This is a genomic window from Mycobacterium sp. (assembly GCF_050701515.1).
In the GTDB taxonomy this organism is placed as follows: domain Bacteria; phylum Actinomycetota; class Actinomycetes; order Mycobacteriales; family Mycobacteriaceae; genus Mycobacterium.
In genome coordinates, this window is sequence record NZ_JBOGDB010000245.1 from 1 (window position 1) to 12,610 (window position 12,610).

Annotated in this window: 11 protein-coding genes and 2 pseudogenes; 5 read left to right on the forward strand and 8 right to left on the reverse strand. The window is 65.5% G+C overall.

The genetic code is table 11. The features are described from left to right. The 3 genes and pseudogenes from ACRDU5_RS18930 to ACRDU5_RS18940 all read right to left on the reverse strand — a co-directional run. On the reverse strand, positions 1–1,061 hold a 1,061-nt coding region (locus tag ACRDU5_RS18930; RefSeq protein ID WP_526616295.1), incomplete at its 3' end, for an NAD(P)/FAD-dependent oxidoreductase. Between the two features lie 537 nt (positions 1,062–1,598). Then, positions 1,599–3,433: pseudogene (locus tag ACRDU5_RS18935) on the reverse strand (acyl-CoA dehydrogenase C-terminal domain-containing protein). A gap of 78 nt (positions 3,434–3,511) precedes the next feature. After that, positions 3,512–3,874: pseudogene (locus tag ACRDU5_RS18940) on the reverse strand (NAD(P)/FAD-dependent oxidoreductase); the annotation flags it as partial. Between the two features lie 509 nt (positions 3,875–4,383). Between ACRDU5_RS18940 and ACRDU5_RS18945 the strand changes: the two are divergent. Continuing rightward, positions 4,384–4,914 (forward strand): CBS domain-containing protein, encoded by a 531-nt coding sequence (locus ACRDU5_RS18945; RefSeq protein ID WP_526616282.1) that lies wholly within the window; start codon positions 4,384–4,386, stop codon positions 4,912–4,914. A gap of 58 nt (positions 4,915–4,972) precedes the next feature. Here the strand turns inward: ACRDU5_RS18945 and ACRDU5_RS18950 are convergent, their stop codons facing one another. Genes ACRDU5_RS18950 through ACRDU5_RS18970 form a run of 5 tightly spaced genes read right to left on the reverse strand, consistent with a single transcriptional unit; the run spans position 4,973 to position 7,659 of the window. Beyond that, positions 4,973–5,887, reverse strand: coding sequence for a slipin family protein (locus ACRDU5_RS18950; RefSeq protein ID WP_526616284.1), 915 nt, complete (start codon positions 5,885–5,887; stop codon positions 4,973–4,975). After that, positions 5,881–6,402 (reverse strand): DUF3040 domain-containing protein, encoded by a 522-nt coding sequence (locus ACRDU5_RS18955; protein ID WP_526616286.1) that lies wholly within the window; start codon positions 6,400–6,402, stop codon positions 5,881–5,883. Before ACRDU5_RS18955 ends, ACRDU5_RS18950 begins: the two co-directional genes overlap by 7 nt. Further along, positions 6,392–6,976, reverse strand: a complete 585-nt coding sequence (locus tag ACRDU5_RS18960; RefSeq protein WP_526616287.1) for a DUF5994 family protein — start codon at positions 6,974–6,976, stop codon at positions 6,392–6,394. The genes ACRDU5_RS18955 and ACRDU5_RS18960 overlap by 11 nt, the downstream gene beginning before the upstream one ends. A gap of 58 nt (positions 6,977–7,034) precedes the next feature. Next, entirely contained in the window at positions 7,035–7,451 is a 417-nt protein-coding gene (locus tag ACRDU5_RS18965; protein WP_526616288.1) for a hypothetical protein, read from the reverse strand. A 43-nt stretch (positions 7,452–7,494) separates the two neighbouring features. Continuing rightward, positions 7,495–7,659, reverse strand: coding sequence for a hypothetical protein (locus ACRDU5_RS18970; protein WP_526616289.1), 165 nt, complete (start codon positions 7,657–7,659; stop codon positions 7,495–7,497). A gap of 624 nt (positions 7,660–8,283) precedes the next feature. Between ACRDU5_RS18970 and ACRDU5_RS18975 the strand changes: the two genes are divergently transcribed. The 4 genes from ACRDU5_RS18975 to ACRDU5_RS18990 all read left to right on the forward strand — a co-directional run bounded on the left by ACRDU5_RS18975 (position 8,284) and on the right by ACRDU5_RS18990 (position 12,477). After that, positions 8,284–9,807, forward strand: coding sequence for a PucR family transcriptional regulator (locus tag ACRDU5_RS18975; RefSeq protein ID WP_526616291.1), 1,524 nt, complete (start codon positions 8,284–8,286; stop codon positions 9,805–9,807). Positions 9,808–9,986: 179 nt separating this feature from the next. Then, positions 9,987–11,249, forward strand: coding sequence for an NAD(P)/FAD-dependent oxidoreductase (locus tag ACRDU5_RS18980; protein WP_526616292.1), 1,263 nt, complete (start codon positions 9,987–9,989; stop codon positions 11,247–11,249). Positions 11,250–11,376: 127 nt separating this feature from the next. After that, positions 11,377–11,898 carry a GreA/GreB family elongation factor gene (locus tag ACRDU5_RS18985; RefSeq protein WP_526616293.1) on the forward strand — a complete coding sequence of 174 codons (522 nt, stop codon included), beginning with the start codon at positions 11,377–11,379 and terminating at the stop codon, positions 11,896–11,898. A gap of 108 nt (positions 11,899–12,006) precedes the next feature. Further along, on the forward strand, positions 12,007–12,477 hold the full coding sequence (locus ACRDU5_RS18990) for a GreA/GreB family elongation factor (protein ID WP_526616294.1): 471 nt from the start codon (positions 12,007–12,009) through the stop codon (positions 12,475–12,477). Positions 12,478–12,610 lie beyond the last annotated feature (133 nt).

Sequence of the window (12,610 nt, forward strand, 5' to 3'; positions counted from 1 at the left end):
ATGTCGCTGCGTTCGGCCCAGCGCACCCCGTCCAATAGTGGGCTGGCGGAGGCGACGATGGCGCCCACGCGCACCGGTTCCGCCGGTTCGTACGGGTCGCGGAACTCCATGGTGCCCGACACGCGCAGGGCGCCGTTGTAGGGCGTGCACGCCACCCGCACGTCGGGCAGGTAGATGGGGCCGGGGATGGGACGGTCCACGGGCACGGTAAACGAGTAGCCGCGACCGGACTGCACCGGCACCGAGATCCGCCGGCCCGCCAGCCGTGACAACCAGGCGCCGGTGGCGATCACCGCGGTGTCGGCGGTCAATCCCTTGCCGATGCGGGGGAACACCGTGACGCCGCTGCCGGAGGACAGCACGTCGCTGACTTCCAGCGTGCGCATCGTTGCCCCCCGCTCGATAACGGCTTGTCCCAGGGCCTTTACGAAGCGGCCGGGGTCGATGAAGCGCTGCCCGTTGATGTTCAGCGCGGCGGTGATAGCCGGGGACGCCAGGGGCACTTGTTCGCGCAGCGCCTCGCCGGCCAATCCGGTGACAGACATTGTTTGCCCGGCGTTTTCGAGGTGGCGAAGCTCGCGCATCATGCGCTCGGCGTCTGCGGTGCTGCGAAACAGCGCGGTGATGGGGGCGTCGGTCACCGGTGCGTCGACTCCGTTGGCGATGAGCACGTCGAAGGCTTCGATGCTTTCCTCGTTGAGCGGCACGTTGGCGCGTACCGCCCGTTTCCACGTCGAACGCCGGCAGTTGGCGGCGAACTGGACCAGGAAGCTGGCAAGTCCCGAGTCCGCGGTCATGGGGATGTGTAGCGGTGCGGCCGGATCAAGCAGGGCGCGCAGCCCGTAGCGCAGTACGGCCGGCGAGTTCAGCGGAAGGGTCAGTGCCGGCGCGATCCATCCGGCGTTGCCCCACGACGCGCCGGCGGCCACGCCGGTGCGGTCCACCACGGTGACATCGACGCCGCGCTCCTGTAAGAACCACGCCGTCGACAACCCGACGATGCCTGCACCGACCACGATCGCCGATCGCGGTCCGCCGTCGATGCGCTCGCCGCCGCCCATCACAAACCTCCACATCTGAACATTGGTTAACAATCTCCATGGTGGACTGGACGGTCGCGGATGGGTTTGCTGGAATCGGACAACCGGGCCATGGCCGGTTGTGGCTATCCGACAATGCCGGCCTGGTGATCGCCAGGGCCGTGTGTCGGCGACACAATGCTGCAGGTCGTCCAGCCGGAGTACGTGCTCGATGCTGCTTCTGAGGTCGTGCGCATGGAGGCAGACTACGTCTTTCCACACCTCGCAGTATTGGCTTGCTGTGCTGGTCTTTCGGACTGCTCTACGCGCTGGCCGCGAACTCTTTTGCGAGCCTTTGGCGCCCGACTTGTACGTCCGTACTTGACAGCTGTGGCGATCCACAGAGCAACGATGAGCAAAACTACCGATTCGGCTGGGTTGATTCGATTAAACATTCTGTCGTCACTAACTCCTTCCTGGGGACTGTTTGCAGTGCAGTGGCGTCAACTTTTCTTGGCTTTCCGCCGCAGCTACTGGTCAATGCGCCGGACCGTGAACTTTCGCCCCGACCAAGTGAAGCTAGAAGGCCGCCTCGTCGAGTTCCATCACCTCGTTGTCGAGGTGCTCGATGACCTGGCGCGTGCTGGTCAGCAGCGGCAGGAAGCTCTTGGCGAAGAACGACGCCACCACGACCTTGCCCTCGTAGAAGGCACGGTCCTCGCCACTGGCCCCGGCATCGAGCGCCTCGATGGCCACCGCGGCCTGCTGGGTCAGCAGCCACCCGATGACCAGGTCGCCCACGCTCATCAGGAAGCGCACCGAGCCCAGGCCCACCTTGTAGAGCTCGGCAGGATTCTCCTGCGCCGACATCAGGTAGCCGGTCAGCGTGGCGGCCATGCCCTGCACGTCCTCCAGCGCGGTCGCCAGCAGCGACCGCTCGGCCTTCAGCCTGCCATTGCCGGACTCGTTCTTGACGAACTGCTCGATCTGCCCGGCCACGTGGGCCAACGCCACACCCTTGTCGCGGATGATCTTCCGGAAGAAGAAGTCCTGCGCCTGGATGGCCGTGGTGCCCTCGTAGAGCGAGTCGATCTTGGCGTCACGGATGTACTGCTCGATCGGGTAGTCCTGCAGGAAGCCCGACCCGCCGAAGGTCTGCAGGCTCTCGGTGAGCTTGGCGTACGCCTGCTCCGAGCCGACACCCTTCACCATCGGCAGCAGCAGATCGTTGACCTTGACCGCCAGCTCGGCGTCCACATCGTGCAGAGCCTTGGCGACCGCCGCGTCCTGGAACGTCGCGGTGTACAGGTACAGCGCACGCAGACCCTCGGCGTAGGCCTTCTGGGTCATCAGCGAACGACGCACGTCCGGGTGATGCGTGATGGTCACGCGCGGCGCGGTCTTGTCGGTCATCTGGGTCATGTCGGCACCCTGCACGCGGTTCTTCGCGTAGTCCAGCGCGTTGAGGTAACCGGTGGACAGCGTCGCGATGGCCTTGGTGCCCACCATCATTCGAGCCTGCTCGATGACGTCGAACATCTGGGCAATGCCCTCGTGCACCTCGCCGACCAGCCAGCCCTTGGCGGGCACGTCGTGCTGGCCCAGCGACAGCTCGCAGGTCGTGGAGACCTTGAGGCCCATCTTGTGCTCGACGTTGGTGACGAAGACACCGTTGCGCTCGCCCGGCTCGCCCGTCTCGGGGTCGAACAGGAACTTCGGCACGAAGAACAGTGACAGTCCCTTGGTGCCCGGGCCGGCGCCCTCGGGGCGGGCCAGCACCAGGTGCAGGATGTTCTCGCCGATGTCGTCGGCGTCACCGGAGGTGATGAAGCGCTTCACGCCGTCGATGTGCCAGGAGCCATCCTCCTGCTTGACGGCCTTGGTGCGGCCGGCGCCCACATCGGAGCCGGCGTCCGGCTCGGTGAGCACCATGGTCGCGGTCCACCCGCGCTCGGCGGCCAGCACCGCCCACTTCTTCTGCTCCTCGGTGCCGAGGTTGTACATGATCTGCGCCATGCCTGCGCCCATCGCGTACATGTATGTGGCGGGGTTGGCGCCGAGCACGTGCTCGATCAGGGCCCACTGCAGCGCGCGGGGCATCGGCATGCCGCCGAGCTCCTCGGCGAGGCCGATCTTGTCCCAGCCGCCGTCAAGCAAAGCGCTGACCGACTTCTTGAACGACGCAGGCAGCGTGACCGAATGGGTCTTGGGGTCGAAACCGGCGGATTGCGGTCCGCGTCGGCGAACGATTCCGCGATCGGCCCCTCGGCCAGCCGGGCCATCTCGCCCAGCATCTCGGTGGCGGTGTCGGCGTCCAGGTCGGCGTATGCGCCCGCACCGAGCGCCTTGTCCACGCCGAGCACCTCGAACAGGTTGAATACCTGGTCACGGACGTTGCTCTTGTAATGGCTCACCTATTCCTCCTTGTTAAAAGCGCCACATGCGGGAGGGCACTTGCGAAGTTGCCCACCAGTAACTGGCGTGAACTGTGTCTAGTGGCCGGTTCGGCGTAGCGGGTCGAAGTCGCGCAGGCCTTCGGGTTGCTTGCCGGTGGTGATGAATTCGGCCAGCAGCCGGCCGGTGATTGGGCCGTGCGCCAGTCCCCACATACCGTGGCCGCCGGCGACGTAGACGCCTCGAGACATCTCCCCGATCAGGGGGCGGCCGTCGGGGGTGACCGGGCGCGGACCAACCCAAATGTCGCTGCGTTCGGCCCAGCGCACCCCGTCCAATAGTGGGCTGGCGGAGGCGACGATGGCGCCCACGCGCACCGGTTCCGCCGGTTCGTACGGGTCGCGGAACACCATGGCGCCCGACACGCGCAGCGCGCCGTTGTAGGGCGTGCACGCCACCCCCACGTTCCATCACAGCCTCCCCATCTGAATATTGGTTGACAATCTCCATGGTGCCCTGGACGGCTCGGTGATCGTTTGCTGAGATCGGACAATCCGCCGATGCCCCGTTGTAGCTGTCCGACAAATGCCGCTTATTGACCGGCGCCGGTCCCATAGCCGACGGTGAATTCAGGCCGTGTGAAAGAGCACGAATATCGAGGGACTGGCTTTTTATTTTTTTTGACGTATGGTCGGGGCAGGTGGCTGCCACTACGGATAAAGGAGCGACAATGGCTACTAAATCTGCGGGGAAGAGTCTTCGAAAGCCCGCGCTGTCCATCAAGGAACGCCGGGCTGCCAAGCGCGCCAAGGCCATAGAGTCGGCGACGATTGTGCGGAAGCGGAAGCGCTGACGCGATAGCGAGTTTTTCCGGCCGTTTTCGAAGAATGCGGCAGAAAATCCCGAAAAAAGCAGTTATTGATGGCCGCAGACTGAATCGGCGAGACGGCGCGCAAAGGGAGTGATATTGATGCGGGTATGCGATGTGATGCAGCGACCGGTTACGAAGGTGCGCCAGACCGACCAGGCGAAGCAAGCAGTCGTGACGCTCACCGAACGAGGATTTGCTGTGTTGCCGGTCATTGACCGCGACGATCGCCTGGTCGGCGTGCTCACCAGCGGCGATGTGCTGCGTGCGGGCGAACTCGCCGACGCGACCGTGGGCGCTGCCGAATGCCAGAATCTGACCGAACTGATGCAGACGCTTCTGCAGGCGGGGCTTCGCAGCCTGCCGATCGTCGACGACGAGGGACGAGTGGTGGGCATCGTCAGCCGGGGTGACGCGCTGCGGATCATGCTCAAACCCGACGAATCAATCCTGGCCGGTGCGCAGAACCGACTCGACGAATACACCGGCAAGCGGCGCTGGCATGTCGGGGTTCGCGACGGTGCAGTCACCATTCACGGTTCATTCGCCGACGAATCCGAGCAGCGGATCGCGATGGCCTTGGCGCGTACCGTGCCGGGTGTGCGCACCGCGACGATCGCGGCCGGCCCTTAAGGGTGCATGCCAGCGGTTGCCGACCGGTCGCCGACAGGCAGTGTGGCCATTGCGGGTGCTACTGGTTCAGGCGAAATGGCTGACCCTCGATGCGCTTGTCGAGTTGCAGACCGGGAACATGGTCGGGGATCTGCGGCCGGTCCAGTTTCTCGTCGGTCGCAGGCGCGGCCAGCCCGGCGGACGCAGCAGCCGCCCGGATATCTCGGGGCTCGGATGGCTGCGGTGTGGCCCTTTCCAGGAACCGGAGCAGTTCGACAGGGAAGGGAAGCACCACGGTGGAGTTCTTCTCCGCGGCGACCTCGACGACGGTTTGCAGCAGCCGCAGTTGCAGCGCTGCCGGGTGTTCGGCCATCACCTCGGCTGCCTGGGCCAGTTTGTCGGAGGCCTGCAGTTCGCCGTCGGCGGTGATGACCCGGGCCCGCCGCTCCCGCTCGGCCTCGGCTTGGCGCGACATCGAGCGCTTCATCGAATCGGGCAGCACCACATCCTTGATTTCGACGCGGTCGATGTGGATCCCCCAGCCCAATGCGGGGCTGTCGATCATCAACTCCAGACCCTGGTTGAGACCCTCACGGTTGGAGAGCAGGTCGTCGAGGTTGCTCTTGCCGATGATGGAGCGCAGCGATGTTTGTGCGAGCTGCCCGACCGCGGACATATAGTCCTGCACATCGACGGCCGCGCGTATCGGCTCGGCGACGTTGAAATAGATGACGGCATCGACACGCACGGTGACGTTGTCGCGGGTGATGCCGTCCTGGGCGGGGATGGGCATCGTGATGATCTGCATGTTCACCTTGTCGAGGCGATCGGCGATGGGGATCAACCATGTGAGGCCCGGTCCCCGAACGGCCGATTGCACGCGCCCGAATCGATAGATCACGCCCCGTTCGTATTGCTTGATGACGCGCAGGTTCGATCCCAGCCAGAACACGGCGAGGCCGATCGCTGTGGTCGCTGCATAGAGAATCAACATGATGACTCCGATTCCGCCCGGTCGGTACTCGACGGCGACTGCGGGCAGCTAGATCCGATAGAAACTGCACGCCTGTCGGCTAAGCGACCGGTCGTGCGGGACTGCGCGGTTGGCGGAACGGCGATATCGCGTGCGCGGGCCCGGCAGGTGGCCATGACGCGGGTGGGCAACGGATCGACGGACAGATCGACGACGGCGACGGGAGCCGCGACCGAAGCGGCGGAGTCCAGCGCGGATCCGGCCCGGGGGGAGACGATCGTCGCCGGTCGCGATATTCGCGGAAGGGGCGGGCGCTGCTGCGCGCTGGCTTCGGCCTCGTTGAGCATCCGGGGTCCTCGTAGCATCAACCCCACAAGGGCGGCCCCGGCCACGAGCACTCTAGTCCTGGCGCGCTGATGGCGATTCGTCTCCACCTGCGGCCACGTACTGTTGAACAGCCGAACCAATTCCGGACTGTGCCAGCGCAGCCGGCGCTCGATGTCGCGCAGAGTTTCGCGTTCGCTTTCACTGAGCATGTCGCACCTCCCGAACTTCTCTTGCGATGGCAGGTTCGCCGCGGTTATATCCCCGACGAGGTATTGCTGCGCCGTCGGACCCGCAGCGCCGGTGTGTCATCGGTGCGCGGCGGCGCTGCTGTCTCGCTGGTGTCGCGATCCGCAGCAATTCCTCGGCGGTCGACACGTTGTCGGGGTCGGCCGCCATCGTCACGGCGGTGGTCGCCGCAGCCTGGTCGGCGTCGGGTGGTACCACCAGCAGCGCGAGCGTTCCGAACCGCTTGCCGCTCACGGTCAGTGTGTTGGGCGATGTGGTGCCGGGCTCAAGGATCACGCTGTGGCCGCGAAACTCCATCCGCAATGATGCTGGCGCCCAACTGTTCTCGTCGTAAATCACCTTATCGACGGTCCCGGACCGGGACGATAGGGCTGCGAGCAGGAGCGGAAGTTCGATGTAGAGTTGGTCGGTTCGAGGCCACCAGCCCCCCTGTACAAAACCTGCAGAGGTGTGTGCCGGTTTCAATCGCAATCGGGGATGTGCGATCGTCCATCGGCGGGCTTGGGTGGTCTCGAAGGACTCAGTGGGTGTGCGCATGAGTGGGTTCCCCCTTTGTTCGTGAAATCAATGGGCTCGATGAGGATGTGGCGGCGGTTTAGGGTTGGCCGCGCTGCCCGTCGCGGCCGACCAGGGTGTCGATGTCGTGTCGCCAACCGATGGCTCGGATGCGGTCACACACTGCCCGGGTACCGGCCACCAGAATCGCCGCAGCAGCGGCCACACTCGTCGCGGTGACGACGTGACGAGTCTGGGCCTGCTCGGCGTAGACGTCGCGGCGCGAATCGTGCACCACTGTGCCGACCGCTGCGGCGACCGGAACAGCGAGCAGCAGTACCACGACCGCCAGCGCCAGTACCAGTGCCTCGATCCGATCGCTGCGCCGCACCAAGGGATTACGGCTCAACAGCCCGAAGATGGGCCACCGTGGTAGGCGCACCGTGAAGGTCTCCAGCGCGTCGTCAGGTGTCGCGTGGATGCTGATCGGTCGATCATGCGGGCGTGGGACGGTCATTGAAATTTCCTATTGGCGAGTCGATTTGGAACCTGAGGCGTGTTTAGTTGCCGTGTGGAGGACAGGCGGGGCTGGCGCCGCGGGGCTCGCGAGGGACACCTTTTGGCCCCAGCGGCGTGGGCGCGCGGTGCTCGGCGAGGCGGCGACGATCCAGCATGGCGCGCACCGGTGCGACCACCGATCGCAGTAGCCGGTTACGGTCGTCCATCAGGTCTCCTCCACCAATCGCATCATTTGCTTGACCAATTCCATGGTGGTGGCGATGGCGGCTCAGGTCTTGCCCGACCCATACAACGACGACGCTGTGCTTTGTCGAATCTTGACAGCGCCGATCGCTATTCGGGGTCGATGGTTGGGAGGTCGATCATCATGGCCAGCCGCTTGCTGCCGTCGTCGTGGCAGGTTAGTGATCGTGCGCAGCCGGTAACGCACCGGGTTTTCGTGCACCTCCAAACGCTTGCCGGGCTCGGCCGGGGTCACCCTGGGGCTTCAAACAGGCCGCAGGGTCGCTCACCATGTGCGGCGTCCACCGTGACGATCGAGTTCGTCGGCTCATCGGCACCCTTTGGCACTGAGGTATTCGTCAGATACGCATTGATAAGTCCTTGGCACCTCACACAACGGTCGGCCACTACTGCATTGAGCGCCAGGCAAGGACTGCGGCATTGCAGTGACCACCCGCCACGGCGGTTGTCACCTGCCAGGCTCCATCCGAAGAGCGCCATGACCCGCGTTACCACAAGAAACTGCGAACAGGATCGGTGGCGCAGCGTTGGTTGTTCGACGGTGCCGATTCGTGGTTACGATGATCAGTTCGGGATTGGAGCGGCTCGTGATCACTTTGGACCGCTTGGTGAACGTGCTCGGTGGTTATGGGGTGCGTCTGCGTTGGTCGTCGGTGCCCAGGTCGACCGAGCTGAGCAGCGTGGTGATCCACGAGGCGGCTGCGGACCGCCCGGTGGTGGGCGATGTATTGCTGGCGATTGGTGCCGGCTCGCTCAGGGAAGCGGTGCGGTGGGCGGCGTCGGCGCGTGCGGTCGTGGTGTTGATGCGCGGCGCTGAGGAGCCGACAACGTTCGACGCTGACGTCGAGGCGGGCGCGGTGATGGTGGTCGACGAGGCAGTGTCGTGGAGCGAGTTGGCTGCCGTGGTCTACGGGCTCGTGTTGGAGGGCCGCGAGACAGAATCAGGGCGTGGTCCCACCGATTTGTTCGCGCTGGCCGACAGCCTGGCCGACGCCATCGGCGGTGCGGTGGTCATCCATGATCGGCTGTCGCGGGTGTTGGCGTATTCGAGGCAGCAGCAGCACGCTGACTCGGCGCGGGTGGCGACGATTTTGGAACGACAGACACCGGAGCGGTTGCGCGAATTTTTCGAGGCCCGTGGCATCTTCGCGCACGTGGCGGTTTCCGACGAGCCGTTGTTTGTCGCCGAGGACGCCGAACATGGCTTGACCGGGCGCGTGGTGGTGGCGGTGCGCTCGGGACGAGAACTCATCGGCTCGGTGTGGGTGGCGTGTCCGGCCCCACTGGATGTCGCCGCGCGCACCGCCTTGGCTGATGGCGCGCACACGGTGGCCCTGCACGTGTTGCGGTCACGCGCCAGCGCCGACCTCGAGCGTCAGGTCGAATCCGAACTGGTGATCCGGTTGCTGGAGGGCGCCGCTGATGGCGCCACGCTGGCCAGCAGGCTGGGTCTGGCGCGTAGCGAACTGCGGGTGATCGCGCTGCAGGCGTTCATCGGCGCGGACCGCGATGCGGCTTTGCTGTTGGCGTTCGAGCGTGCTACCACCGGGTTTGGTTGGTCACGGCCGGGCCGCAGCGCCTTGGCCGGCAACACCGTCTACACCCTGCTGCCCGGCGAGCAGTCGTCGGTGGCGCGGCAGTGGGTAACCGGTTTGCGGGCGGCGCTGCCCGAACGGGCGACGGTGTTGGCCGGTATCAGCGGGGCGGCCGAGGTGGCCGACCTCGCCGCCGCCCGTCTGGAGGCCGACGAGTGCCTGGCGCTGCACGAGGTATCGTCTCGAGCCACGCCCCCCGCCTACGACGAGTCATGGGATGAAATCCTGCTGCAGCGGTTGCGCACCGCGGGGCGCTCAGGTCGGTCCCCGGACCGCGGACCGGTGGCCGAGCTGCGCCGCCATGACCGCGCCAACGCAACCTACTACGTGCTCACTCTGCAGGCCTGGCTGGAGGCTCAGGGCGACCCAGTCGAGGCCGGTAAGCGTTTGGAGGTGCACGAAAACACCGTGCGTTACCGGCTGCGCAAGATGGCTGAGATCACCAATCTGCCATTGGACGACGCCAGAAAGCGGCTGGCCATGATGATCGAACTGGCCGCCACCGACAGCGAATAGCGCTGTGCCCAGGCTTGCTGAAAGCCGCGGTATCGGAATGTAAGTCACGATCACAGGGCGCGTTGTTGGAGCACGACAACGGTCGACCCCGCCGTTGTCGGGTTCTCGCAAGCACAGCGGTCCCCATCCACGCCACCATGGAAACTGCCAGTCAAAAAGTCTAGGTGTGGAGGTGTGTGATGGTCGGCGGCGAGCGGATCGACGGCGGACCCCGGTCGGCGATCGTCGTCGGTGCGGGCATCGTCGGATTGTCGACGGCGTGGTTCCTACAGGAACGCGGCGTCGAGGTCACAGTGGTTGACCGCACCGGGGTGGCCGCTGGCGCGTCGTGGGGCAACGCCGGCTGGATCGCCCCGGGCCTAGCCTTGCCGCTGAACTCTCCGGGCGTGCTGCGCCACGGGCTGCGGGCGCTGCGCGACCCGCGGGCTCCCTTGCACATTCCGTTGGCCGCCGACATAGGACGCCGCACCTTCGTCTCGCAGTTCCTCGCCCACTGCCAGCGCGAGTCGTGGAAACGGGCCATGCGGGCCAATGTGGCCCTCAACGAGGACTGCATCGAAGCCTTCGACGTGCTCATCGCCAATGGCGTCGACGCGCCGGTGACCGACACACCCATCACCGCGCTGTTTCGCAGCACCGAAGACGCCGACCACATGCTGTGGCAGCTGCGCCAGCTCGAAAAGGCCGGGCAGGCAACCGATGTCACCGGTTTGTCGGGCGAGGCCTTACGCGAGCAGGTGCCCCTGGCGTCGCCGGCGATCACCGTCGGGCTCAACGTCAACACGCAGCGCTTCGTCGACCCGCGCCGATTTGTGGAGGCGCTGGGCCGCGCAGTGGCCAACCGCGGGGCCACGATGCACAGGCTTGAGATCGGCAATCTAGCCAGCTCGGTTAATGGCGTCACTGTGTATGCGCGCAGCAAGGTATTGACCGCCGACGCCGCGGTGATCGCCACCGGCGCCGGGTTGTCGCAGCTGGCGGGCCGCTGGCTGCGCGTGCCGGTGCAGGCCGGTCACGGCTATTCGTTTACCGTGCCCGTGCAGCACCCGATACCGAGCCCCATCTACCTGCCGGGAGTGCGGGTGGCGTGCACGCCCCACCACGGCGGCATGCGCGTCTCGGGCACGATGGAGTTCCGCCATCCGCACCGAGCCGTCATCCCACAACGGGTGGAGGCCATCGTCGCTGCGGCCAGCCCCTTGCTTTCCGGCGTGGGCTGGACCGAGCGCAGCAACGTGTGGGTTGGGGCGCACGGCATCACCCCCGACGGACGCGCGCTGATCGGTGAGGTGTCACCAGGGATCTATGTGGCCGGCGGACACGGTATGTGGGGATTGGCGCATGGCCCAGTGACGGGGCGGCTGTTGGCCGAACAGATCACCACCGGCAAGCAACCCGAGGGCCTGGCCGATTTCGATCCGCTGCGTCGAAGCGGCCACTGACTCCCGATAGCCGCGGGGCCTGAACCGCGGCGCCAGTTTTTGCCCACCACGGGCCCGAGTCGTCGGAGCCGGTTGCCTGCGGCCTGCCCCTGACGACACCCCTTGACTCGAAAGGACATCAATCACAATGACCAGTACCGAATTCGTCGGGATGACGCGACAGCGCTACACCCGACTACAAAACGAACTTGCCGCGCTGCGTTCACGGCGCACCATCGAAGTTCCGGAGGACTTCCTGGACTACGACGCGAATCTCCTCGCGCGTCACTCGGCGCGACAAGCACGCGTAAGCCAGATTCAAGATCTGCTGGCCACCGCCGTCGTCGATGGGGAACTCGCCGGCGATCCCGTCGCCGAACCGGGCATGGTCTTGACCATCGGTTACGACGACACCGGCGAAGCCGAAACGTTTCTGCTCGGCAGCTGTGGCGCCGAAGGTGCCGACATGAGGGTCTATTCGATGGCCTCGCCGCTGGGCCGCGCGATCGCCGGAGCGCGTCCCGGCGACCGGCGCGTGTACTCACTGCCCAACGAGACAGGGCGGCTCGTGATGCTGCTGGAGGCTGTGCCCTACGGCATGCACGTTGTGAAAAGCCCTGGGCCACAGGCTGCTTACCGCGACACTCCGATAACCCGCAGGCACTACTGACCAGTAAGAGTGACGGGCCGCGGCCCAGCGACGAAGCATCCGCCGACCGCACCGCATGACTCAGTGCCCGCGATGTAAACCCTGACCGCGTAACGAAAAGGACCACAGATGACCAGCACAAAACGCGTGTGGATCTCGCCGCAAGCCTACGAGCGGCTACAACGGGAACTGGCCGCGCTGCACCAGTTGACTACGGCCGCAGCCACCGACGGTGATAGCGACGAAAACACCACTGCTGTGCACCGCGCGTGGCGGGCACGAATTCAACAGATTCATGACCTGCTGGCCAATGCCACCGTTGGCGAGGACCCACCGGACGACGGAATCGCCGAACCCGGCATGGTTTTGACCATCCGCTACGACGACACCGGCGACACCGAAACCTTCCTGCTCGGTGTGCGCGGCGCTGAACACGGCGACATGGAGGTCTACTCGGACCGATCGCCGTTGGGCGCCGCCATCGCAGGCGCACGCCCCGGCGAACAACGCATCTACACCCTGCCCAGCGGCGCCAGCCTGACCGTCACCCTGCTCAACGCCGTGCCCTACGGCGTTCACACGGCTAATGCGAAGTCATAGCCCGCGCCCGACACGGGATAACCCAAATACGTGCCAGCCCAAGTATTTAGGAGGTTGCTGCCCATGCTCACCATGAACGAGCGTTACCGCACCGACATTGACAGACGCCCGGTTACGCGCAGTTGTTCTGTTG